We start from the raw sequence: 23,560 nt of genomic DNA on the forward strand, positions 1-23,560 counted from the left end.
TGTCAATCAGCTTGTCAAAGTGCAGTTTGCTGATGAATTCCTTTATTAGGAGAAGACCAGCATCGGAGGATAAATCACCTCCGTCAAAATTTAATTTAAAACGCTTATTGCTTTCTAAGGTTGTGTAATCTAAACTAGACATATGAAGCCTCTTTTTTGTTATGTTTTTGGATTCGACACCTAAAATTGTAACAGAATCGGGGCTTTATTAATACCCCTAAGGCTTCACTTATTGGGTGAAAGCAATATGCAGTTTAAATGCAGTAACTATGCGGCTTTGTAATTAAGCCGTGAATAATTCAGGTTTAATGGAATGCTCACAAATAAGCATAAGTATCCACCGGAAGGAATTGATGATGTTATTCAGATAGTTATGAGCTGTGGACTGAAAACAACGATATGGATGAGCGTGTGAATACATACTTGATATAATCATATATCGGATATACAATGTATATACATAAAGGAGGTATATATTATGCAGACTCAGGTAAAAACTTGGGGTAATAGCCAAGGCATAAGACTTCCAAAAGAAGTACTTCAGGAAGCAGATGTGACTGTTGATGATATGCTGGATGTTAAAGTTTCGAATGGCGTCATAATGCTTACTAAACCTTTTAGACATAAATCATTGGAAGAGCGTGCTGCTGAATATGGTGGAAAGCTAGATCTAGATGGAGAATTTGACTGGGGTGAACCGGTAGGAAGAGAGATTTGGTAATGAAAGGAGAAATAAATCAGGGAGATATTCTTAAAATTGAAAGAATAAAAATGCCGGTATTGGTCGTAAGTAAGGATTTCTTCAATCAAACAGGGGAGATTATTGGTTGTCCTGTATATAAAAATGGGGAATCCGGAGCATTACATATAAAGATTGAAACAGAAGAAGTTACTGGCTATGTGCAATGTGAAAAAATGGCATTACTTGATATGAATAAAAGAGGGTATTCTAAACTGGATAGAATACATATACCGGCGATTATTGATATTACTGATGCAATCCAAAGCATTTTTGATTATGTATGATTTGGATAATAGTTAATTGGTAATATTTTTATTTATGTTACCGGCACTTTAATAGGGCCTGAAGTTTTAAATATATAAAAGCTGCATTTCTGCAGCTGAATTTTAGAGGGGCGCTGCCAGGTTATTATTAATCTGGCAGCTTGTGTTATGAAGAAAAGTTTCTATGAGGGGTTCTCAAGAGGCTTGCTGCTCTTGATGAGTTTATGTTTAGATTATTGTCAGATGCATATCTCATAAATACGATGACTTTCTATTATGCATTAAGTACGGAGAGGAATATAAAGCAATTGATGAACTTTTCTGGGATTTGATAGGCATGGAGAGCAATAAAGATGAACCGCTGTCTCTTAGGGCGATTGGTGCATTTGCGGTTTATGGAACACGGATTCGGGAGGATAGTACTGTCCTTGAAAATTGGTCAGAAGATGAGCTAAAAGAAGCTCTTACAAAATATATAGATCAGTTTTGTGATGATATAAAGAATGTGCCCGGCACTGCTTTTACAGAAAAGTTTGCTGAAGGTTATCATGGCGAGCTGCGTGAAGCGTTATATTACATCCATAATGGCGAGTACCAGAAGGCGCTTGAGGCAGTTGGGGATAAGAGAGGCTGTTTTACTAATGGCGATGTTAATATAAACGATGCTATACGAAATCTTTGTATGGAGGAGATTCGGAAATGAACACAATCAGTGCGACTCGTGACAGCGTGTGCATGGGGGATGATTGCGACGCACCGCATTTTGAGAGCTTTAGCTACGGACGAGAGGAGATGCTTTCGGAGTTTTTGACGAAGCTGTATGGTTATGTGGCCTGCGTTGGAGGCAGAACGATCAGATGGTTTGTGGTGTATGCGGAGGCCTTGGTGAGTATTTTGGGATTGATCCTACAATCATAAGAGTCATCTATATGATCCTCTTATTTACAACCGGTATCGGAATCCTTCCGTATATCATCCTTGCTATAGTAATGGATGAAGCACCTGAGAGCGAAAAGACCACTACTTACAATAGAAATACAAACAGTTACTCGGCAAATGATTATTATGAAACTAGTGAACCCGTTGGATTTAAGCCCTTTTCAGATGATTCTGAGATAAAAGGATTTACTATCTAAGGAGATAAGGATGAAAATGACATCAAGATCAAGAGTAGTATTGGGAATAGTTTTTGCAGTGAGCGGAATTATGTGCCTCGTTGGAGGAAAAGCTCTTATGTCTGGTGTATGGTTTCTTTGCACAGCAGCTCACTTCTTTGATGCTTACAGGCTGCATTGCAAGGAAAAAGAAGAAATTTGACACGAGAACCATTAAAGGAATAGTAAAGAAAAAGCTTGTAGATTACTAAACAGTCTACAAGCTTTTTTATGTTCACTAATATTGAGGATTGTCATTTGGTGTAAATAATTCTCTAAACTCATTTCTGCCCGGAACCCATGCCTTCTCGTAGATATGTGTAAAATGATTTTTTACGGTTTGCTCTGAAATAAATTAAAAACTTAGGGGACTTTATCTAAATGACATTGGAACCGTCCCCTTTGACACGTTTATGGACAATAACGATACTGACACATCCGGCTATAATTGCCGCCGCGCCAAGTGATATCAGCAGTATGGGAAGCCACAGACCGGTCCATGCCCCCACATCCGTCGGATCATCGGGATTATAGTCAACCGTAACCGTGGAACCTATCTTCATATTATCTCCGCTGTCAATTGACCCTTCATATTCCTGTCCGTCAACGGTGTATTTGATATAATTCCTATATACTCTGCTATCATTATTATCCTCTGAATCATAACTTCCACTTAAAAGTTCGGAATCTGTAACTGTTGCCTCACACCTTGGATAGTCCTTCCTGTCACCATAAATAGTACTTGCATAGATACCGATCGCGATCACTATTATTCCGATGGGAATAACAGACCTTGCAAAGACATAATCCCTCATAAAATTAACAAATTTGCTCATCTTAACCATATTCTCCTCTTATCATATATTTCCTTCATTATTTTTCATTTTATCAAGTGTTCCAAGTATAGCTCCGTAGGTGCCGCCCTTGTCATCACCGGCTCCGCTTCTGGCGAAGGCCATAAGCGTAACAAACAGCAGATCAAGATATACCTCTGTCGTCCAAATACGATAAAAGCCCGGAATAGGTATCTTGCCTTCCACTTTATGTGTGTCTGTATCTTCCTCATGCGGGAACTGACTTGTCTGCACAGCGTGTGCAATTTCTTCTCCGTCCCGCAAAATGCGATATTCCATTCCTACAAGCGCACCCTCACCCGCTGTGACAGATGACTCGACACATATGCCGTTTTGCTTCAAATGCTTCCATATATCCACGCCGTCAAATTCAAATGTATCATGAACATCGGCAAGAAGAGTACCCCAGGTGCTCTCAAGCACCTGTCCTACGAGATGTGGAACAGTCTTTCCATGTTCATGGTCTATGAAATCAAATTTATAGTCAACAGCCACACCGAAATTTGTCATTTTTGCCTCATAAAGCACTCTTCTGTTTTCATCTTCAATTCGATGACCCGCCTTGGGGGTGCCAAGGTCAGTAAGGAAATAGAGTTCTCTTTCCCCTTCCGCAACATGCGGAGCATAACCTGTATATCCACTTAATTCCTGACGTTCCTTGTTCTCCTGCCTTTCTCCTCTTCCCTTGAAAATAGAGATTAAAACAAATGCCAGAATAAGCGGGCAAACGATCAGCAGATAAATGCCCATCCCGTTTTTGACATAGGCAAGCTCCGGGTTTGACGGATCGTATAAAACAGTGATCGTATTACCTACACTATCGGCTTTAACGGAATTATCAAGCTTAACGTTATAAGTTTCGCCGTCAACCTCATACTCCACAGTGGGCCGATAGGTTGTATCATCGCCGCTTCCTTCCTCTGTAAGGTCTGTAATCACGGCTGTTGTTTCCGCAAAACCCCGGGTCTGAAAAAAGGTGACGTTCACACCAACGCACAGACCTATAATTGCCAGTATCCCGGCAATAATTTTAACCATAGACTGATGAAAAATCATATACTAAATTCCTCCGTCTCTCATATCTTCGGTTTTGACCGTTGAAGCAACGAAAGTGTTCTGATCGACTATCCTGTAAACTTCGCAATCTGCTTTCATACCCTTTGTCAGCAGTGTTTTCTCCATAGAGTCAAAATCATCAAAAAGCACAGAGCCTGCCGGAACTGTATCAGGATCCAGATCATCAATCTGCTGCATGTAATTAAGATAACCGACGCAGAATTTAAGTGATTCCTCGTAAATCACAGAAAAAACTTTTTAGGAAAAATACAGGTTCATTTTATTGTAAAATGATACTCTTTGGGCACGTTGTTCAGGTAATAGGCTTCCGGTACGGATCTGTCGGTATTCATATCCAAAGTGACTGTATAATCGCCGGGATCCCATGACACTACTTTATCTCCGTCCTGATTGAGATTGATCATATAGGTGTCGCTCGCAGTACAATAATAAATGGGATCGTTTGCGACAAACCGATCCTTTGCAACGACCGAACCATCGTCGTCACGTACAACTTTCCAGTCCACGAAAAGATCCTTGCCCTTCAGGTAATCCTCATCCAATATTACGCCACCCCTGTTGGCTATCAGGAAATTCAGATTGACCGGATCGCCGGATGAAAATTCAGTGACCGGTGCGGTATTCAGCGTTTCTCCGTAAAGATCTGCGATCGGCTCCGGCTCACTCGTTGTGAATAGAAGGTCCAGCGACAGATCCACGCTGTCATATGCGTTTTTTGTACCTTCCGTTTCCGTATTTGCCGCAATGATATCCTCGCTGTAATGCGGAAGTTCCTCCACTTCATAAAGGACCATTACCGTATCATATCCTTCATCTGCATAGCCCTTCATCAGCCAATAAGGAGCATCGTTTACATCTTTACTGCGTTGCAAGTTATAAACCGTAACCGAATTCGGCCGTGCTTCCTTTGCAGCATCCTTCTGTTCTATCGTCGGGTTCTCACCTACACCGTCAGCCTCTGAGGGATGGGCATCATTATCCGGATCCACGATCACGATCGCTTTCATGCTTTCTTCTGTACCCACTGCATTCGGATCCGTAATGACTCCGACTACAGAAACAGCGTGATCGGCCTCAAGCAGTTCCCCTTCCGATTCAATCTTACCTACGCTCCCTATAAAACACACTGCGTCACTGTCTTGATCACCACAGTGCTTCAAGACTTCGATATTATTGGGTTCCTTGGTCAGGTCATATCCTGTAACCAGATTCGAACTGAAGAAAGATTTCATCAGTCCATCCTCCGAACGTAACTGGTCAATAAGCATGGCACTGTGCATGCTTTCATACGGTGCCATATAAAACTCACCCATAAAGAAAAAATCAACTGCAGCATCCGTATCGGCTCCGTCGTTTGTGATCTTCCGGTTGTAGTACCTGAAAACATCGTCCTCGGAAGAAAAGGTATTCCCTGTGATCGGATTCTGCAGTTTTTCTGCCCATCCGTTTACCCAGAGCGCATCGGCAAGAGCACCCGCCCAGCATTGCTCGGAATCATTATCCAGCTCCGGATCCATTTCAGCATGGGAAATAAGAGTATGCGAATCGGCATAATCATCATACTTTTCCGCATCGGCAAAAGCATCATCATAGATCGTAAGTCCATCTTCACTATCCGCATCGTAATACAAGGACAGGGCTTCAATCATGGCATCCTTGTTCTCATCCTTCAGCCCGTTCATGAAAAGATTATACTGATTTCCCTTTTGATCCGTAAAAGTCTCATTTACCGAAATATATCCCGCACCTCTTGTTGCCTTGCTGTTAAGATGCACGGTATGTTCTTCCATATCCGCGGTGATCGCGGTATCCGATGCCTCATTTTCAGATCTGTCTTCTGTTTCGTCGTCTGAACCGCTCTCCGAGGCCTCACTTGGCTCCTCGGTCTTGTTTAAATTAGCGTTCACATTTGCGCCGTATCCCGTCACCGAGAGGGTTGTCAGCATCAGGGCTGCTATCAACGATAATGCGCATCTATGTTTCTTTTTAATACTCATGGAACATTCCTCCAATTATTCGCAAAAATCTTTACACCGCTCTCATTATGACGGTAAATGCTTACTTTCAATTATATGTATTGAATTGTATTCTATATATCCTATTCTTCCAGAAGTTTATCTAAATTATCTAACACCTCAAGTAGATCTGCATTCTCATAATTTAAATAAATCGGTTTGCAAATTAATTATATCAATATTCAAAATGCTTAATTCTTAAAAGACAATAAATAAGTCGGTATGTATTTTTAGTACAAAATCTAACGTTCAAATAAAAATATATAAATGAGATCTTGTCGATTATGACAATATGAGTAAAGGTCTGTAGAATGAATATAGCTGGGATGTCATAGTTTATTGATGATGAGCTAAAGGGGCTGTACTCGGATTTATTTGATAAGCATTTTACAGAAGAAAATAAGTAAGAAGGGACGTAAAAATTCTGAGATCTATACAGCTGTCAATGTTTTCAAATGGTTATAAAACATAAGAAGTATCAGGATTTTCAAGATATAAAAGAAATAGCAGAGGGATATATCTATGCTTTGTTAGCATTCTGAATGTAACGACTTAGAGAAAGCATGACAAATTGTAAAACAGAATATAATATGAAAAAAATTATGTTTGAGACAGCAGATCATCAAGGTTGTGGTCTGCTGTTTTGATATTGAACCTTCTGAAGGAAAAGCTTTTTTTAAAATAATCCATATTTCTATTGTAATGATAAAATAGAAGAGAAATGCTTTTTATGAAACCCAATTCTAGAATGGTTACCGACAGGTAGGAGGTGCACATGAACAAAGTATATTGCTATTCAAAATGCTCCACATGTAAGAAAGCTCTTAAATGGCTTGATGATAACAATGTTAAGTACGAGCTGATCGACATCAAAGAGAACAACCCCGACGAGGATTCTTTGAGAAAATATCATAAAGCCAGTGGCCTTCCGCTGAAGAAGTTTTTTAATACCAGTGGGAAGATTTATAAGGATATGGAGTTGTCCAAGCGTTTGCCTGGAATGAGTGAAGATGAGCAGTTTAAACTCCTAGCATCAGATGGCATGGTTGTGAAAAGGCCTCTTTTGGTAACTGACAAGAAGGTGCTGACCGGTTTCAAGGAAAGCGATTGGCAGGAAGCATTATTATAAAAATAAAAACAGCGAGAGATTAAGGCATGAAAACAGTTAACGTAGTCGCAGCGATTATCTGCGATGATTACAAGAGAAAAACAAAGATATTCGCAACCCAACGCGGATATGGGGATTATAAGGATGGCTGGGAATTTCCCGGAGGGAAAATTGAAGAAGGTGAGACTCCGGAAGAGGCGCTGGTTCGTGAGATTAGAGAGGAGCTTGGCGCAGAGATCGAGGTACATGATCTTATAGATATTATTGATTATGACTATGAGACTTTTCATCTTCATATGAACTGCTACTGGGCAACTGTTGCAGAGGGTAAGCTGCAGCTCCTAGAGCACGAAGCTGCGAAGTGGCTTGAGGTAAGTGACCTTAGAAGCGTGGACTGGCTTCCTGCGGATTTAGATCTTCTTCCCAAGCTTGCAGAAGCGATGGTTGATAAGAATGTAGAGTATTACGACGAGAATGCTGACTCCTTCTTTGCTGGAAGTGTCAATGCGGATATGTCCTATGAGAGAGACAGGTTCGTTGCACTTCTTCCGGAACATGGTCATGTTTTGGATGCGGGCTGTGGTAGCGGACGAGATTCTAAGGCGTTCATGGATGCAGGCTTTTCTGTGACAGCTTTTGATGCTTCCAAAGAGATGAGGAAGAGAGCTTCTGAATATCTGGGGCAGGAAGTTCTGGATATGAGGTTCGAGGATATCAATTTTAATAATGAGTTCGATGGAGTCTGGGCTTGCGCTTCACTCCTTCATGTTCCTGTGGATCAGCTGCCTCAGACCATGAGGAAGCTAAACGCTTCGCTAAAAAGTGGCGGTGTTATCTACGCTTCTTTTAAATATGGCGATGGTACGAAGATGCGTGGCAGCCGTACCTTTAGCGATTTTAATGAGAAGAGCATAGTTCCGTTATTTGAAGATGCAGGATTTGAGATTCTGTTCAATGAGTCCGGAAATGACAACAGACCCGGAAGAGCAGATGAGATGTGGGTTAATGCCATAGCAAGGAAAAATGGAATATATTGAGATTTTTACAAGAGAAGGTAAGTCCACCGGGAAGATAATAGAAAAGCACGAGAAGAAACAACCCGGGGATTATATAAAGCACGTTCTTATTATTATGAAGACCAGTGACAGTCCTGCTCCCGGAAAAGGCGAGGGCAGATATGTTGTCCAGCAGAGATCACTACTTGCAAAGTATTATGCCGGCAAATGGGATATGACAGGCGGCGGAGTAAGAGCAGGAGAATCTCCCAAAGAGGCAGCAGTCAGAGAATTGTTGGAAGAGCTTGGAATTAAAGTATCTCCCGATGATATGGAACTGGCATTTGAGTATATTAAGGACTGGGATGACGGGACAGGATTACTGGCCTCGGTTTTCATGCTTCGTGTCGAGGTTCCTGAAGGCGGATTTGATTTTGACCGCTATGAAGTAAACGATGTAAGGGTTATGCCTTTTAGTGAGTTCTATGATCATATCATGGACCATAACGATGAAGAGATGGGCCGGGGTATCAGAGAAATCGAGGGGAGACTATAATGCCATTTTCAATTATCAGAAATGACATAACAATGGTAAAAGCAGACGCCATAGTAGACACAGCCAACCCGGATGTGGCAATTGGTGGTGGCGTTGATACTGCAATATATAAAGCTGCAGGTGAAGATAAGCTATTGGAAGCCAGAAAGCAGATAGGATATCTCGCTCCGGGAGAGGTAGGAATAATACCAGCGTTTAATCTTGATGCCAGATTCATCATCCACTCAAGCGGCCCCTTATGGGAAGGCGGAGACAAGGGCGAAGCAGAGCTCCTTAGGAAATGCTATGATAAGTCCCTTTCTCTTGCTGCAGATAATGGCTGCAAATCTATAGCGTTCCCACTCCTTGCAACCGGGATCTATGGCTTTCCCAAGGATCTTGGACTTCAGATTGCAATCGATGCATTCACAAAGTTCCTGACAGATCATGAGATGGAGATCACTCTGGTTGTTTTCGGAGATGATGCCTATCATATATCCGGCAGAATCTTTGATGATGTTAAGAGCTTCATCGATGATGAGTATGTGGGCGGTGCTCTTGAGGCAGAGAATTACTACGAGAGTATGCCGGTAAACCGTATGATGTGCATGAAGGCTGCGGCTGCTCAGCCCTTTGTAGCTGATGAGGATTCTGATCTGGAGGATCTGTACGGGGAAGAGGAATCAGAAGAATCCGCTTATTACGAAGCTGACATGATGTTTGGCGCTTCTAAGGAGAAGAGCCTTGATGAAGAACTTAAGGAAATGTACACGGATTCCTTTGCCAAGCACCTCCAACAGCTGATTAATAAGAAGGGCCTTAAGAACTCAGAGGTTTATGCGGCTGCGAATATTTCCAAGCAGTACTTTTCCAAGCTCCTTAAGGGGCAGGTGAATCCATCAAAGGAGAAGGTGCTTGCGCTGGCTGTGGGATTAAGGCTGAACCTGGATGAAGCGGTGGATTTCCTGGGACTTGCGGGATATGCCCTATCGCCGATCTCCCAAACGGATGTAATAGTAAAATATTATATAGTTCATAAGGAATACAACGTTTTGAATATTGATGTAACTCTCTTTGAATTCGGACTTGATCCGCTGTCGAAGGGATGATAAGGATGGTCGCCTGCGGGTTGACCATTTTTATTTGCCTTCGTAGTAACATGACACTATCAGATAGAGCTCCGCTGCAGAGGAGTATTGAACAATAAGTGTTTGAGACTATGGAGGTATAGATATGAGTAAAGGTTATACAGAGATTGTTTATATTCTGGACAGAAGCGGATCAATGGGCGGACTTGAGCTGGATACAATTGGTGGTTTCAATTCCATGATAAAAAAGCAGCGTGAGACTGGGGAAAAGGCATATGTTTCAACAATCCTTTTTGATGATGTGACAGAGGTCTTACATAACAGAGTAGATATCAGAGAGGTTAAGAATATTACTCCCAAGGAGTACTACGTCAGAGGCTGCACAGCGCTTCTTGATGCAGTTGGCGGCGCTATAAAGCACACGGTTAATGTTCACAGACACGCACCTAAGGGCGAGAAGCCTAAGAAGACTATTTTCGTAATAACTACTGATGGAATGGAGAATGCCAGCTGCAGATATTCCTACGGTCAGATTAAGAGGATGATCCAGCATGAGCAGAAGAAGTATGGATGGCAGTTTATTTTCATAGGTGCGAATATCGATTCCTACGCTGAGGCTCAGAGGTTTGGCATTAAAAAGGAAAGGGCTGTCAACTATATGCATGATGCGATGGGTACCGAGAAGCTCTACGACGGTGTGTCCAAGGCGGTTTGCTCTGTGATGGTGGCGGATAGTGACATGGATCTGGAAGAAGAGCTTGATTTATGCGGCTGGGATGATGAAATTCGCATGGATTACGCTATGCGTCATAAATAATAAAACTTTAAGACAATCGTCATAGCAGCTTTATGGTTGTTTTTTATAATACCCGTGTAGAGTGTTTTTCTAACAATGGGAGATTATGCTTATGAATAATAAGGTTATCAGATTTTTATGTGTACAAACAGTTGCTATGAGTATGGTGGCAGGACTTTGCGGCAGTGGCATGAAGGCTTCTGCGGTAAATGCCAAGGCTCCTGAGGTTTCAAGAAGAGAAGTTGACATGGATAATGTTACGCCTAATGAATTTAAGGACGAGGGCGTTACGCTTTATCTTCCACCTGAGTATACTGAGTCAAAGGGCATTGTCGATTTTACTGCAACGGATCTTACTTCCGGTGACGGAGTATACCTGGTAGAGGCTACCTATCGCGGAATGACGCAGGAGGATGTTGAGGCTCTTCAGGCAAAAGAAGACCGCACCGAGGAAGAGATGGACAAATACTATGGCTGCCAGCTGCCGATCTTCGAAATTGTCGCAATAGATAAAAACAGGGACGCTTCTGATCTTATTAAAATTGTTAATACGATGCTTGAAGGCTATGGTGCTGATGATAAGAGTGCAAAGGAGAGTGACTTTGACAAGATCGTTACAGTTGATGATTGTACCTTCTTTAGATCGGTATTGTCTGAAGACGAGAATTACAAAAATCTCGAGCAGGAATTTAAAGAAGAGTATGATGTGCTCCTTTCTTATGCTGATTCGATAATTGAAAATGCAGATTATTATAAGCCCGAAGGAATGTTCCAGGGAATTATCGGGAAAAAGATTTCCTTTGAAACCACTGATATTGACGGAAATCCCATTAAGAGTGAGGATCTGTTTGCTGAGCACGATATCACTATGATAAATGTCTGGGCTACCTGGTGTGGCTGGTGTATCTCAGAGCTTCCGGAGCTTGAGGAGATAAATGGCAGAATCACTAAGGACAACTGCGCAATTGTTGGATTCCTGGGCGATGGAAATGACGATGAAACGATAGAGGAAGGCAAGGGACGACTTGCTGAAGCTGGTTGCACCTATACCAACATTCTTCCCTTCGATGGATGGGCGGAGATATTCGATATGAGCCAGGGATGGCCGACTTCGTTCCTTGTTGATTCAACAGGTACTATCATAGCAAGGCCCATAGTCGGAGCAAGGATCAGCATGTATGAGGACGCGATATACGATGCTTTAGAAGGAAAAAATAAGTAGGCCACCTACTCTGACGTTACCGAGGTGCCTGAAAAAGAATAAATTGCTATAATGATATCTGTTGTGAATATAATGAAGGGAATTTTTACGAGAGCATTATGACATACAGATTTATAGCATTATTCTGGATTGCGGTATTCTATGGAATCTATTTTACAAAGATGTTTATTCAGAGAAGGAAGGGGATTGTCACCAACCAGATCGCCAAGAGTAAGGTTCATGATAAAAGTTATCACATCGAGATGGTGATGAAGTATGCGACGATCGCAGTTCCGGTGGCCGAGGTTATATCAATAGTACTGGGCACATCAGGGCTTACCATCATCTGGAGAGTCATAGGTATGCATCTGGCCTTTCTTGGTAATGTGGTGTTCCTTCTTGCGGTCGTTACCATGAAGGACAGCTGGAGAGCAGGCGTTGCCAGGGAGGAAAAGCGCGGACTTATAAAAAACGGCATATATAAATATTCGAGAAATCCCGCTTTCCTTGGCTTTGACCTGGTCTACATCGGAATTATGCTCATGTTTTACAATCCGGTTCTTATGGTGATAACTGTATGGGCCATGGTGATGCTTCATCTTCAGATCCTTCAGGAGGAAAAGTACCTTGAAGGGGAATTTGGTGATGAGTATACGGAGTACAAGGCTCAGGTTTCAAGGTATGCCGGCTGCGGCAAGGTAACCTTTGATAAAGCCGTTATGTATGTCTATTTTGTTCTGGGGATATGGTCTGTTATGTACTTTTTCACATGTCTTGCCTACGGCGGCGGTCTGAAGCTGTCATGGGTGTGGCTATGGATTCTTATTGCGGCGTTTTCCTTTATCAGAGTATTTATGCAGAAGAGGAAAATAGAAGGCAGCCCTGTCATTCGCCTTCCTAAAGTATTGGTTTGGATTTACAGGGCTGTTTTTGTTGCGGTGCTCACATTTTTCATAATCACTGAGACAAAGATTATCGGTGCAATGACAGCTGAGCCTAAGGAGAACCTTGATTACATCATCGTCCTTGGGGCAGGTCTTCGAGGAACTGAGCCGTCTAACCCATTCAGAGTGAGGATTGAAAAGGCAGCCCAGTATTTAAAGGAAAATGAGGGCACAATTGTTGTGGCTTCCGGCGGTCAGGGTAAGCATGAGTCCATAAGTGAAGCGGAGTGCGCAAGAAGGAAGCTTACGGAGGTTTATGGAATCTCTGAGGACAGGATTATCCTGGAGGAGAAGTCTACGGATACGGAGGAGAATCTTAAGTACAGTCTGGAGATTATAGGTGATCCTTCCAAGAGTGTCGGTATTGTTACAAACGGATTTCATGAGCTCAGGGCTCTTTCTATAGCAAATGAGGTTGGGTATGAGAATGTATCATCAGTTCCTGCGGTGACTCTTATGCCTGTTGGAATTCATTATACTGTCCGCGAGTTTTTCGGAATGGTGGAGTTTTATTTAAAACACTGATGGTTGGCGGACTTTAGCTTTTCTTTCCAGTCTTTTTATAATTGGATAATTATTTCTTTAAACGGGAAACTGTATAATTATGATTGTTAAATGGTTATGCGACAATCAAATTTAAACGAGGTATTGTTATGAAAAAAATGTTTCCCGCAAGATCCCTGGCAAAAAGATTTATAGGTCTGGTGCTTATGGTGAGCATGCTTACGATGTGCGTAGGTATGAATGATGAGGCTGATGCAGAAGCAGCGCCGTCCGGCACTTCAGAGCAGGCTGATTCAGATACAGTCACCACCAAGCACCAGGTTACCATAGATGGTAAGAAGGTTGCCTACACCGCAACTGCAGGTATGATGCCTGTGACTGCAGATGACAACGAATGTTTCATTTTTTATACTGCTTACACTTTGGATGGCGTAAAGGATAATAGTGAAAGGCCTGTAACCTTCGCATATAACGGCGGTCCCGGCTCATCATCCGAGTGGGTGCATCTTGGTTTTCTTGGACCACGCCGCGTAGAAACGGATGAGGCCGGTGAGCCCACTGAGTTCCCTTCTAAAATCGTAGATAACGAAAATTCCATTCTTGATCTTACGGATCTGGTTTTCATAGATCCCGTAGGAACCGGGTATTCTCACGTGGGAGAAGGCGTTGATGAGGCATTTTTCTCAAACTATCAGGAGGATCTGGCTTCAATAGGCGAATTCATCCGTCTGTATACGACTAAAAACAATCGATGGTCATCACCTAAATATCTGGCAGGTGAGTCTTATGGTACATTTCGTTCTGTGGCCCTGGCTGACTATCTCTCAACAAACTTTGCTATGGGACTAAACGGCCTGATGCTTATTTCAAATTTAACGGATTTTTCTATTCTTAATGAGTGGACGCAGAATGATCTTTCCTATGTGCTGCTGTTCCCTTCTTTGGCTGCATCAGGCTACTATCACAAGGTAGTGGACAAAAAATATCAGGATATGGAGCTTGAGAATTTCCTTAAAGAGGCCAGGTCTTTTGCTGAGGAAGACTATCAGACCGCGCTTTTCAAAGGGGAGAGGATCAGTTCTTCTGAAAAAGAGAGTGTTGCCAGGAAATATTCAGAACTTACAGGTCTTGATAAGGACTATGTTGTAAAGAGTAACCTCAGGGTATACCTTCGTGATTTCTGCATGAAACTGCTTGCTGATAAAGGAATGATGATAGGCAGGCTCGATAGCCGATATACAGCGCCTTTGGTAGGAAAAAGTGTAGAGGATTATGATGATCCTTCAGATTCGGTTCTTGATGCGTCTTTTAGTGCTGCGATCAACCAGTATATCTCTGAGGAATTGGGCTATCATACGGATAGGGTATATAATACATTGAATATGAAGGTAAACATGGACTGGACTTATAATAGTGATAATCAGATAATGGACCTTAAAGATAAAGTCAATAAGGTCATGTCCGATAATAAATATCTGAAGGTCTGGGTATTGGGCGGATATTACGATCTGGCGACTCCGTTTTGCAGTGCGGAATGGGTTTATGACCACGTGCCGCTTCAGAAGGAGACAAGGAAAAATCTATCCTTTAAGTTCTACCAGTCAGGCCATATGATCTACATGCATCAACCTTCTCTTGAAGAGTTCAGAAAAGACGCAAAAGAGTGGTACGCGAAGTAATATGTAAATTTGCAAAATTCGAGCCATTTGACAGTTTAATTGCTGTTGAATGGCTCTTTTTCTGATATATTTAAAATAGTATGACAGACTGAAAGGAGAACAGGAATGGTTAAGCATGTAATTATCTGGACACTGAAGGATGAGCTTTCTGCAGAGGAGAAGGCATCTGTAAAGCAGGGAATCAAGGAAGGGCTCGAAGGCTTAAAGGATAAGGTGCCCGGAATTGTGGATATCAAGGTTAATATAAATGGTCTTGCATCTTCCAATGCGGATCTGATGCTTGATTCAACTTTTGAGAATGAGGATGCGCTTAAGGGTTATGCGGTTCATCCTGAGCACGTAGCAGTAGCTGATACTAAGGTTAGACCTTATACAAAGATCAGGAGCTGCCTGGACTTTGAGGTTTGATTTAGGGCTATCGATTTTTATCAATGAGGGTTCAAAAGATGATCGATTCGGATATAAGGCGCAGAGAGGATCTGGTAGAGCTAGTTAATGAGATAGGCTTCCTGCCGTTCTTTTCAGGAAGGATAGAGGGATTCTCGCTGGAAGAGAATGTTTCATACGAGGCGTGGTATCAGGGACGCTGGAGTGGCAGGGTCCGCTGGGATGCCTGGGACTGGAAGGGTGAGGTTCTTCAGAACAGGGAGCTTGTGTATGGCAAGTTTTTTGAAAAGAAGGCTGGCTTTATCAGTAAGGATTTATGGCCTGATTTCTGCAATTATCGCAGGGATGGATACGATTTTGATGCCAGGTTCGATGACGGCCTCGCGCCCTACAAGGATAGGGATGTCGTGAATTATATTGAAGGCTCCGGAGCTATGCTGACGCGCGAGATCAAGCAGAATCTTAATTACAAAAAGGGCGGCAACAAAGGATTTGAGACGGTTATCACAAGACTTCAGATGCAGACCTATGTGGTGCCGGTGAACTTCGAATACAGTAAGCGCAAAAATGGCGAGGAGTACGGCTGGGGCAATTGCCGCTACGATATCGCTGAAAACTTCTGGGGCGATAAGCTCTGCAGGTCAGCCTATAAGCGGAGTCCTGAGGAATCATTGGACAGGATCATAAAGCATATCAGAAAGGTTCTGCCCAGGATGGACGAGGAGGATCTGAGGGCGTTACTTAAGGGGTAAGGATGATTTGAGCTTGCTTCTTAGGGAGGAGTATAAAAAGTATGAATGCATGAGGGGGAATAATGCATGATTAAAGCAGTCATATTTGATATGTTTGAGACGCTGGTTACGCTTTTTGAGGGGAAAACATATTTCGGTGAAAACATCGCAGCAGATGTCGGTGTTGATCCAGGGGCTTTCAGGAAAGAGTGGCATGCCATTGAAAAAGAGAGAAGCACAGGTGTATATACGATTGAGGAGGGCCTTGCGATTGTTTTAAAGAGGCTCGGTGCATATACAGAAGAAAATGTGCAGCTGGCTGCCGCTAAAAGAAGAGAGAATCTTGAGGATACTTTTAATGGAATTCCCGATGATTCAGTAAAGCTCCTGCAGGAGCTTAAGAAAAGGGGTATAAAGGTTGGCCTTATCACCAATACCTTTTCAGATGAAAGAGATTTTATAAGAAATAGTGAGATATTTAAGTATTTCGATGTGGCTTTGATTTCCTATGAGCAGGGAATTTGTAAGCCGGACCTTGAGCTGTATAGGAAGATGACAGAGCTTCTGGGTGTAACAGCAGACGAGTGCCTTTATGTGGGAGATGGCGGATCAAAAGAATTGTATGCTGCCAGAGAAGCGGGAATGCACCCGGTGCAGTGCTCCTGGTTCCACGAGCTGGCATTCGAGCCGCATATTCCCTGTCCTATACTTGAGGAATTTGATCAGGCTAAGAAGCAGCTGGATGTTTTGGAGTTTTGTATGTAAATGAGAGTATGAGTAAAAAATAAGGTAAAAGCGTTAAAATTCGATTTTTTTAGTCAAATCAGTGTAAAGCGGACCGTTATGAGTGTATCATGCGGTCTGTTTTTTATTGTGTGGTAAATATATTATCAGAAACATATAAAACACCACGTGGTACAACCAGTAACTAAGAAGCTTATGAGAGGAGGATCCATTATGAGATTTCGAGATGTACAGGATTTAACAAAAACAATCAAGAGTGAACGCAGAGATGCAACCTATAACAGAATGCATGATGAGTTCCTCGACAGACTTTCAATGTTCTGCAGCAACAGGATGGTATCGATGTTTGGCGCTAATTTCATTTTTTAATCAGCGCAGATATTGAATAAATGGAACGCTAAGCGTCAGAATCTTTGTGCTGAAGATTTTGGCGCTTTTGTTTCGTTATATAAAATGTAAGGCCTGAGACATTTGTTGGACAGGGAGTGATAAAACTGTGATATAAGGATTGCTAATATTACATCATCAGGAAGATAACAACGAAAAAATATTGATTAGAGAGGTATATGGCTTATGCGTAGTTTTTTTGAAAGCTTTATGGAAGAAATTGGTTTCATCGACACAGCATCATACAGAAAACCCTTTGGCAGACTTGATGAGTCAGATTACAGCAGAATCGAAGCTGAGCTTATAAGATTTGTGGATGAGCTGGCAGTAGGTAGATAATCTTATTTTACTGCATGCGGAGAATACAGTTATCGATATTGCAATCATGAATGTATATCCTGACATGAATCCACTATATACTTGTTTTATCGACGGAAACATTGATTTTGATGGTAAATAGGCTATCATAAATGATGGTGCTGCAATGGTACAAGAGAACAAAAATAGTGGAGGAAAGTATGATGTTGTTACTTTTGATTTTGAGTTTACTTTGGGGACTTCTTGCAGGATTTATTGCAAGTAAGATTATGGGTGAGAAATCAGGTACTCTTAAGAACATGATTCTTGGTGTGCTTGGTAGTGTTGTAGGACATTTCCTGTTTAAGCTTATCGGCTTTACTGCAACAGGATGGATCGGAAGCCTGATCGTTCCTGTGGTTGGTGCTTGCATTTGTATCTGGCTTGGCAGAAAGCTTTTTTAAGATTGTGGGAATGGGTAATTGAGTATATTGAGAATAATCTACACTCTTTTTGGGTGTGGATTATTTTTTTGTTGTTTTGCTGGTGGGGGGTGGATCTTGGTGGGGATTCTTGACGGGACTTTCTTGTTGGGGGAGCTTTGTGGGTTTTGGGGTAGGTTTTTGTGGGGATTTCTTTGCGGGGGCGGATTTTTTGTGGGGAGATATTTCAGAGGTTGCCATTACTTGCTTTTTACTTTGGCTCTTTTTTTATCACGTAGCTCTATTTTCGTTCTGGCAAGAACTACGCGACATTTGGTTGAACTGGGATTAGTCGCGTAGGAAATGACCACATTGAAGCATGCGACTACGTGAAAAATGCATAGACATGGATAAGTCGCGTAGAAGAAGTAGATATTGGATCAAAAACTACGCGACTATTGTTGCAACCTAAGCTAGGTCAAGTAGAAAAGACTATATTGATGCAAAGTACTACGTGAACATAACCAAAAAGAAAGATTGCACAAGTAATGACGGCCGGTTGAGTAATAGTGGCCGGTTGAGTAATAGTGGCCTTTAAGTAATAGCGGCCTTCCGGGAATTTTTCCCAATAGAGCTGAGGCGCGTTATCTCATATACCCGCAGGTTTCCTTCTCGGGCCCTTCGATTCCGGATTCATAATGTGCCCTAAACTCCATATTTATCTCGCGGATTTCTTTCAAGCCATCGATATAAGGCTGGTACATATCAGCGAGGCCTCCCATACATCCGTCACAGGATCCGCTGATATTTCCTATAGATTCAGCAACTATCTGCTCACGTTCTTCCTTTGTTGTATCCTTAATAAGAATCGACTTCATAAGTTCCTCCTTAGCAGTGGTCAGCATCTTTAGACCAAATTCCTTTGGTATTATAGTACATCTATTTGTGAATTAAAATTTCAAAAATCATCTCTAAAAAAGATATAAAAAAACATTTAAAAAAGCCCTAAAGGATTTGGGGTACCCCATCGATATATTTCCTGTAAGCGAAAAAGAACATTCAAAATGGCCAGTATGAATGAAACAACATTAAAAAAGATTTAATGGAGGTCACTCTTATGTATATGTACGAACTGTTTCTTTCAAATGATGTAGAAGGCAATAACATTCACTTTATCCAGACAAATCACAAGGTTGATAACCTTGATAAGTGGCTTAAAAAGCTCGTAAAAGACAACGTTATCTCTGAAGATGTAGCTAACGCAGTAACATTTGTTTGGTAATCGCTTTAACAACGGTTACCAATTCCCGGTTGAAACATTGGTGGCATTTAAAATGCCCTAACATAACCAATTTCGGTGTAGATCATTCCGTGTTTTCCCTGCTCGGATTTCATTAACGAAATACCTTTAACTCGCATAGTTTCTTCGATTTCAGCATCTGTCTGAATCGGGAATTCTCTATTGCCGCTAGCTCTTCTGACAAGTGTGATATGAGACATGAATTTTTTCCTGTCAAAATCAATATCATTGTCAGAAAGAGCCCTTCTAAGGCGTTTCACATAATCATGAAGATCAGGATTATCCAGAACATTAGCAAAAACCATATCCTTAAAGCGTCTTGTTCCGGAAACCTTGATAGAAAAAGATCTTAGCGGGACATCCCGCATTATTTCCTCAATCTTTTCAGGTTCATCATTTTCACCGATGAACGCAAGAGTCATGTGCAGGTTTTCAGGTCTTGTAAAATGTCCTTTTATACCGGATCTCATAAGATCATCCTGCATCTCGATAAGTGCATCTGTCATATTCTCGTCTAAGATAATTGCAATGAATAAGCGCATAAAACAATCCTCCTGTTAGTGTATCATTATTGTTGATACGCTTTTTTCATGTGTATTTACGATTTCTTTGAGCTAGAATAAATGTTAGAGTTATTTATAGTATAAAATAAATGAATGGTAGATGGGAACCAGGGAATGATATGTCCCGGTTAAGTTGAAAGAGGTTTTGTATTTAATGGACTTTAAGAAGCTTATGAACTCGGAGGAGTACGACTTCCTTCGCACAAATGAAAGACTAGGGAACAGGATAATGCTGCTGGGACTTGGAGGCAGCTATTCATACGGGACCAACAATGAGGGCAGCGACATTGACTTTAGAGGCGTGACACTTCAGATGCCCTCTGATCTTTTGGGGATGACTGAATTCGATCAGTACGAGGATGACAAGACCGATACGGTTATTTATGGATTCAACAAGCATGTAAAACTGCTCCTGGAGTGCAATCCCAATACCTGTGAGATTCTTGGGCTTGACGAGGACCAGTATCTGATCAAGTCGGAGCTTGGACAGGAGCTGATCGATAACACCAGTATTTTCCTGTCTAAAAGAGCTATCAAATCATTCGGGGGATATGCTGATGCGCAGCTTCGCAGGCTCCAGAATGCTATCGCGCGGGACACGCTTCCTCAGAGTGACAGGGAGAAGCACATATTAAAATCGGTCATGAATGCCCTTGATGATGTGAACAGAAGATATTATGGAAAAAATGGCAGCATCAGACTTTACATCGATAAGGCTGAGAATCCCGAGCTCGACACGGAAATCTTTGTTGATGCAAATTACGAGCATTTTGCGCTAAGAGATTACGCTGATATCTGGGGTGTGATGAGGAGCGTCATTCGTGATTACGACAAGATAGGAAAACGCAACAAGAAAAAGGATGACAACCACCTTAATAAACACGCCATGCACCTTATCAGACTTTTCATGATGGCAATTGATATTCTTGAAAAGGGCGAGATCATCACACACAGGACAGAGGACCTTCCGACACTTCTTGCAATTCGCAGAGGTGATTTCATGAAGGCGGATGGCACATTTTCCGAGGACTTCTATGAAATACTTGAGGAGTATGAGAGAAGATTAGATGAAGCCGCAGCGAACACCAGGCTTCCCGATAACCCTGATATGGAGAAGGTTGAGAAGTTTGTGGAGAGAATCAACAGATATGCGGCAACCGGTGAACTGTTATGAGAGATATTGAAAAAGAGATAAATGAAAAGCTTGATGAAATTGAAGAGAGGGAAAACGTGCGCATTCTGCATGCGGTTGAGTCCGGAAGCAGGGCCTGGGGATTCGCATCTCCTGATAGCGACTATGATGTGAGGTTTGTTTACGTCAGGAAAAAAGAGGACTATCTTCGGCTTGATGAGCCAAGGGACGTCATTGAGTGGCAGCTTGACGAGGTTCTGGATATAAACGGATGGGATCTCAAAAAGGCGCTGAAGCAGTTCGCCCGCGGAAATGCCACACTTTTCGAGTGGAGCGGCTCTCCTATCGTCTATAGAACAACTCCTGAATGGAAGAAGATAACTGAGGTGTCCAGGCAGTATTTTTCAGAAAAATCGGCGGTCTATCATTACTACGGCACGGCCAACAAAACATATAGCGAGTATCTTACAGGGGATATGGTGAGATACAAGAAGTACTTCTATGCGCTGCGGCCGCTGATGGCAGCTTTGTATATTGAGGAGAAGCATGAGGCGCCACCGGTTTTGTTTGATGATCTTCTTGCACTCAATATTGATTCTGAGCTCAGGACGGCTATTGATGAGCTGCTTGAGATAAAAAAGAGGACCACGGAAAAGGAAGAAAATCCGCAGCTTCCAGTGATTAAAAGGTTCATCGAGACAGAGGTGGAAAAGCAGAAGGAAATTGCTGACAGCCTGCCCGATGATCATAACAGGGACTGGTCAGCACTGGAAAAACTGTTTTTGGAAATATTGGATAAGTGAAATGAACATAAGAGAAAAGTTGGAAAAGGAGGTTATTCATGTTAGAAATAGGAACAAAGGCACCTGCATTTGAACTCCCGGATCAGAACGGAGTTATGCATAAGCTGGAAGATTACAGAGGTAAAAAGGTGATTCTGTATTTTTATCCGAAGGACAACACAGCCGGTTGCACCAAGCAGGCCTGCGGCTTTTCAGAAAGATATCCTCAGTTTACAGAGAAGGGAGCTGTGGTTCTAGGAGTGAGCAAGGACACTGTTGCTTCTCACAAGAAATTCGAGGAAAAGTACGGGCTCGCATTCACGCTTCTCGCAGATCCTGAGCGCAAGGTCATAGAGGCTTATGATGTGTGGAAGGAGAAAAAGAACTATGGCAAGGTGTCCATGGGAGTTGTGAGAACCACATATCTTATAGATGAAGAGGGAATCATCATCAGGGCTAATGATAAGGTTAAGGCTGCTGATGATCCTGAGAAAATGTTGGGTGAACTGTAAGAAAAGTTTGGAAGAGAAGAAAATAGAGCAAAAAGACCGATATGAGTAAATCATACGGTCTTTTTTATGTTTTGATGATGTAACATTTAAATATTAAAATGTTATAAAATTATAACATTTAATATTGATATTGAATCCATCTATGGTATTATCATATCGGGAACGGAGGTTTTGTAATGAATAAAATGTTAGGAAGCCGAATCAGGGCATTAAGAATTGCAAACGATATTACACAGGAGCAGATGGCTGAACATCTAGGTGTGAGCAGGCAGAAATATGCTCGTATTGAGAACGGAGCCAACAGTATCACACTTGATATTCTTTCGAGAATTGCTAAGGCCCTTAGTGTAACAGTTGCAGATATTACAAGAGTTCTTGATGAAACACCTGCTGTTGCATACAGGACAGGCGCGGAAGATACTGCCTCTTCAGATAAAATATTTGATATGCTTGATTTATTCTACGCAAATAAGCACATGTATGACCGACTTCACCAGAGAGAGATGGATTAAAAGGGGTGTTTAAATGCAGGAGAGTAGAAAAAGAGAAATTCGTATTAAAGCAGATGCCTTCAGGGGAAAATGTAAGATTAGCCGCTACGGCATTATGGATCTTTTCAGAGAATGTGACAGATGTGGATATAAATTGCTTCGATATCCGCTGGGAGAAAATGCAGACCTTGGTTTTGCTACTAAGAAAGATGAAGATGTGGTTATATTTACAAATTCATCCAATAGACTTTCAAGGGAGATTTTTACCTTAGCTCATGAGATTGGGCATGTTATATTGCACTTTAAGGAGAACAGTTCCTTTATTGATAACAATACTACGATTGCTGGAGGCAATATGGATGTTAAAGAGCAGGAGGCGAATTATTTTGCAGCCTGTCTTCTTATGCCTGCGGATGATGTCTCCCGCTTTCTTGATCTTGAGATAGCTAATCAGGAAAATGGAGCGCTATCAGCAATGGATATTGCCAGAATTATGTCTGAGTTCAGTGTGAGTTTTGACATGGCACTTAACAGACTTGAAAGTCTTGGGAAAATAGGTTCAAACCAGAAATTGCGCTTGGATAATGAAAAGATTGAGAAAAGGGTTGGAAATCTTCTTCGCAGCGCATCAGGAAATATCAGATTGAACTTAGCAAGTAATGAGATTGGTATTCCGTATGAGTATATAGATTACGTTATTTACAATTATAATCATAACGCGATCCCTAGAGAGACGTTGGAAAAAGTGCTGGAATGCTATCAACTATCTTATGAAGATATCAGCGACAAGATAGATGTTCAACCTATTAATTATTGATAAAGGAGAAAATGGTTTGAGGAATTATAAAATTTGGGGA

The 23,560-nt window shown here is 41.8% G+C and carries 32 protein-coding genes and 2 pseudogenes; 27 read left to right on the forward strand and 7 right to left on the reverse strand.

All coding sequences use genetic code 11. The annotated features are described in order from the left end of the window. Positions 1 to 142, reverse strand: a pseudogene (locus G587_RS25675) (IS1380 family transposase); the annotation flags it as partial. Between the two features lie 336 nt (positions 143 to 478). Here G587_RS25675 and G587_RS0118550 point away from each other — a divergent pair. From G587_RS0118550 to G587_RS25685, 6 genes are all read left to right on the forward strand, one after another. Then, complete coding sequence (locus G587_RS0118550) at positions 479 to 721, forward strand: AbrB/MazE/SpoVT family DNA-binding domain-containing protein (protein ID WP_026493467.1); 243 nt, start codon at positions 479 to 481, stop codon at positions 719 to 721. Then, positions 721 to 1,026, forward strand: a complete 306-nt coding sequence (locus G587_RS0118555) for a type II toxin-antitoxin system PemK/MazF family toxin (RefSeq protein ID WP_026493468.1) — start codon at positions 721 to 723, stop codon at positions 1,024 to 1,026. The genes G587_RS0118550 and G587_RS0118555 overlap by 1 nt, the downstream gene beginning before the upstream one ends. Before the next feature lie 316 nt (positions 1,027 to 1,342). Beyond that, the gene (locus G587_RS23555) at positions 1,343 to 1,708 is read left to right on the forward strand and encodes a hypothetical protein (protein WP_155829618.1); all 366 of its coding nucleotides are present in this window, start codon (positions 1,343 to 1,345) and stop codon (positions 1,706 to 1,708) included. Beyond that, positions 1,705 to 1,923: a hypothetical protein gene (locus G587_RS25680; protein WP_155829619.1), complete on the forward strand. Its 219-nt coding sequence runs from the start codon at positions 1,705 to 1,707 to the stop codon at positions 1,921 to 1,923. The genes G587_RS23555 and G587_RS25680 overlap by 4 nt, the downstream gene beginning before the upstream one ends. Next, on the forward strand, positions 1,863 to 2,141 hold the full coding sequence (locus G587_RS23560) for a PspC domain-containing protein (RefSeq protein ID WP_035787339.1): 279 nt from the start codon (positions 1,863 to 1,865) through the stop codon (positions 2,139 to 2,141). Before G587_RS25680 ends, G587_RS23560 begins: the two co-directional genes overlap by 61 nt. Positions 2,142 to 2,151: 10 nt before the next feature. After that, a complete protein-coding gene (locus G587_RS25685) occupies positions 2,152 to 2,322 on the forward strand; it encodes a hypothetical protein (protein WP_155829620.1) in 171 nt (56 codons plus the stop codon). Positions 2,323 to 2,536: 214 nt separating this feature from the next. Here the strand turns inward: G587_RS25685 and G587_RS0118575 are convergent, their stop codons facing one another. From G587_RS0118575 to G587_RS0118590, 4 genes are read right to left on the reverse strand one after another with little or no spacing between them, the layout of a single operon-like run. Further along, a complete protein-coding gene (locus G587_RS0118575; RefSeq protein ID WP_196808833.1) occupies positions 2,537 to 2,995 on the reverse strand; it encodes a DUF3592 domain-containing protein in 459 nt (152 codons plus the stop codon). A 21-nt stretch (positions 2,996 to 3,016) separates the two neighbouring features. Further along, on the reverse strand, positions 3,017 to 4,051 hold the full coding sequence (locus tag G587_RS0118580; protein ID WP_196812620.1) for a DUF3592 domain-containing protein: 1,035 nt from the start codon (positions 4,049 to 4,051) through the stop codon (positions 3,017 to 3,019). 21 nt (positions 4,052 to 4,072) lie between these two features. After that, positions 4,073 to 4,315 carry a hypothetical protein gene (locus G587_RS0118585; protein WP_026493471.1) on the reverse strand — a complete coding sequence of 81 codons (243 nt, stop codon included), beginning with the start codon at positions 4,313 to 4,315 and terminating at the stop codon, positions 4,073 to 4,075. A gap of 29 nt (positions 4,316 to 4,344) precedes the next feature. Continuing rightward, positions 4,345 to 5,997, reverse strand: coding sequence for a hypothetical protein (locus G587_RS0118590; protein WP_155829621.1), 1,653 nt, complete (start codon positions 5,995 to 5,997; stop codon positions 4,345 to 4,347). A gap of 883 nt (positions 5,998 to 6,880) precedes the next feature. Here G587_RS0118590 and G587_RS0118595 point away from each other — a divergent pair. From G587_RS0118595 to G587_RS0118665, 15 genes and pseudogenes are all read left to right on the forward strand, one after another. Next, complete coding sequence (locus tag G587_RS0118595; RefSeq protein WP_026493473.1) at positions 6,881 to 7,234, forward strand: arsenate reductase family protein; 354 nt, start codon at positions 6,881 to 6,883, stop codon at positions 7,232 to 7,234. 26 nt (positions 7,235 to 7,260) lie between these two features. Beyond that, positions 7,261 to 7,656, forward strand: a pseudogene (locus G587_RS26810) ((deoxy)nucleoside triphosphate pyrophosphohydrolase); the annotation flags it as partial. 69 nt (positions 7,657 to 7,725) lie between these two features. Continuing rightward, complete coding sequence (locus tag G587_RS26815; RefSeq protein WP_242830116.1) at positions 7,726 to 8,250, forward strand: class I SAM-dependent methyltransferase; 525 nt, start codon at positions 7,726 to 7,728, stop codon at positions 8,248 to 8,250. Next, a complete protein-coding gene (locus G587_RS24760; protein ID WP_051201157.1) occupies positions 8,237 to 8,764 on the forward strand; it encodes an NUDIX domain-containing protein in 528 nt (175 codons plus the stop codon). The genes G587_RS26815 and G587_RS24760 overlap by 14 nt, the downstream gene beginning before the upstream one ends. Further along, positions 8,764 to 9,852 (forward strand): macro domain-containing protein, encoded by a 1,089-nt coding sequence (locus tag G587_RS0118615; protein ID WP_026493474.1) that lies wholly within the window; start codon positions 8,764 to 8,766, stop codon positions 9,850 to 9,852. The genes G587_RS24760 and G587_RS0118615 overlap by 1 nt, the downstream gene beginning before the upstream one ends. A gap of 124 nt (positions 9,853 to 9,976) precedes the next feature. Beyond that, the gene (locus G587_RS0118620) at positions 9,977 to 10,648 is read left to right on the forward strand and encodes a vWA domain-containing protein (RefSeq protein ID WP_026493475.1); all 672 of its coding nucleotides are present in this window, start codon (positions 9,977 to 9,979) and stop codon (positions 10,646 to 10,648) included. Between the two features lie 91 nt (positions 10,649 to 10,739). Then, the gene (locus tag G587_RS24765) at positions 10,740 to 11,849 is read left to right on the forward strand and encodes a TlpA disulfide reductase family protein (protein ID WP_026493476.1); all 1,110 of its coding nucleotides are present in this window, start codon (positions 10,740 to 10,742) and stop codon (positions 11,847 to 11,849) included. A 98-nt stretch (positions 11,850 to 11,947) separates the two neighbouring features. Then, on the forward strand, positions 11,948 to 13,297 hold the full coding sequence (locus G587_RS25965; RefSeq protein ID WP_196812621.1) for an ElyC/SanA/YdcF family protein: 1,350 nt from the start codon (positions 11,948 to 11,950) through the stop codon (positions 13,295 to 13,297). A 128-nt stretch (positions 13,298 to 13,425) separates the two neighbouring features. Beyond that, entirely contained in the window at positions 13,426 to 14,955 is a 1,530-nt protein-coding gene (locus G587_RS23585; protein ID WP_081679525.1) for a S10 family peptidase, read from the forward strand. A 105-nt stretch (positions 14,956 to 15,060) separates the two neighbouring features. Continuing rightward, the gene (locus tag G587_RS0118640; RefSeq protein ID WP_026493477.1) at positions 15,061 to 15,363 is read left to right on the forward strand and encodes a Dabb family protein; all 303 of its coding nucleotides are present in this window, start codon (positions 15,061 to 15,063) and stop codon (positions 15,361 to 15,363) included. A gap of 38 nt (positions 15,364 to 15,401) precedes the next feature. Then, entirely contained in the window at positions 15,402 to 16,094 is a 693-nt protein-coding gene (locus G587_RS0118645) for an AlkZ-related protein (RefSeq protein ID WP_026493478.1), read from the forward strand. 66 nt (positions 16,095 to 16,160) lie between these two features. After that, a complete protein-coding gene (locus G587_RS0118650; protein ID WP_026493479.1) occupies positions 16,161 to 16,838 on the forward strand; it encodes an HAD family hydrolase in 678 nt (225 codons plus the stop codon). A 192-nt stretch (positions 16,839 to 17,030) separates the two neighbouring features. Next, the gene (locus G587_RS25690; protein ID WP_155829622.1) at positions 17,031 to 17,186 is read left to right on the forward strand and encodes a hypothetical protein; all 156 of its coding nucleotides are present in this window, start codon (positions 17,031 to 17,033) and stop codon (positions 17,184 to 17,186) included. A 204-nt stretch (positions 17,187 to 17,390) separates the two neighbouring features. Then, positions 17,391 to 17,543, forward strand: coding sequence for a hypothetical protein (locus tag G587_RS25695; protein WP_155829623.1), 153 nt, complete (start codon positions 17,391 to 17,393; stop codon positions 17,541 to 17,543). Positions 17,544 to 17,722: 179 nt separating this feature from the next. Further along, positions 17,723 to 17,965 carry a GlsB/YeaQ/YmgE family stress response membrane protein gene (locus tag G587_RS0118665; RefSeq protein ID WP_242830113.1) on the forward strand — a complete coding sequence of 81 codons (243 nt, stop codon included), beginning with the start codon at positions 17,723 to 17,725 and terminating at the stop codon, positions 17,963 to 17,965. Between the two features lie 602 nt (positions 17,966 to 18,567). On the opposite strand, the gene G587_RS0118675 is transcribed toward G587_RS0118665, so the two are convergent. Then, positions 18,568 to 18,801, reverse strand: a complete 234-nt coding sequence (locus tag G587_RS0118675; RefSeq protein ID WP_026493481.1) for a hypothetical protein — start codon at positions 18,799 to 18,801, stop codon at positions 18,568 to 18,570. Positions 18,802 to 19,040: 239 nt separating this feature from the next. Here G587_RS0118675 and G587_RS25700 point away from each other — a divergent pair, with 239 nt between their 5' ends. Further along, positions 19,041 to 19,205, forward strand: coding sequence for a hypothetical protein (locus G587_RS25700; protein ID WP_155829624.1), 165 nt, complete (start codon positions 19,041 to 19,043; stop codon positions 19,203 to 19,205). A gap of 47 nt (positions 19,206 to 19,252) precedes the next feature. Here G587_RS25700 and thpR read toward each other — a convergent pair whose 3' ends face one another. Continuing rightward, a complete protein-coding gene (thpR, locus tag G587_RS0118685; protein ID WP_026493482.1) occupies positions 19,253 to 19,765 on the reverse strand; it encodes an RNA 2',3'-cyclic phosphodiesterase in 513 nt (170 codons plus the stop codon). Positions 19,766 to 19,940: 175 nt separating this feature from the next. Between thpR and G587_RS0118690 the strand changes: the two genes are divergently transcribed. The 5 genes from G587_RS0118690 to G587_RS0118710 all read left to right on the forward strand — a co-directional run bounded on the left by G587_RS0118690 (position 19,941) and on the right by G587_RS0118710 (position 23,520). Next, positions 19,941 to 20,960: a nucleotidyltransferase domain-containing protein gene (locus G587_RS0118690; protein ID WP_026493483.1), complete on the forward strand. Its 1,020-nt coding sequence runs from the start codon at positions 19,941 to 19,943 to the stop codon at positions 20,958 to 20,960. Further along, the gene (locus tag G587_RS0118695; protein WP_026493484.1) at positions 20,957 to 21,721 is read left to right on the forward strand and encodes a nucleotidyltransferase domain-containing protein; all 765 of its coding nucleotides are present in this window, start codon (positions 20,957 to 20,959) and stop codon (positions 21,719 to 21,721) included. Before G587_RS0118690 ends, G587_RS0118695 begins: the two co-directional genes overlap by 4 nt. 38 nt (positions 21,722 to 21,759) lie before the next feature. Beyond that, on the forward strand, positions 21,760 to 22,212 hold the full coding sequence (gene bcp / locus G587_RS0118700) for a thioredoxin-dependent thiol peroxidase (protein WP_026493485.1): 453 nt from the start codon (positions 21,760 to 21,762) through the stop codon (positions 22,210 to 22,212). 176 nt (positions 22,213 to 22,388) lie between these two features. Beyond that, positions 22,389 to 22,724, forward strand: coding sequence for a helix-turn-helix transcriptional regulator (locus G587_RS0118705; RefSeq protein ID WP_026493486.1), 336 nt, complete (start codon positions 22,389 to 22,391; stop codon positions 22,722 to 22,724). A gap of 13 nt (positions 22,725 to 22,737) precedes the next feature. After that, positions 22,738 to 23,520 (forward strand): ImmA/IrrE family metallo-endopeptidase, encoded by a 783-nt coding sequence (locus G587_RS0118710; RefSeq protein ID WP_026493487.1) that lies wholly within the window; start codon positions 22,738 to 22,740, stop codon positions 23,518 to 23,520. Positions 23,521 to 23,560 lie beyond the last annotated feature (40 nt).

The organism is Butyrivibrio sp. XPD2002, from assembly GCF_000423945.1.
Lineage (GTDB): Bacteria > Bacillota > Clostridia > Lachnospirales > Lachnospiraceae > Butyrivibrio.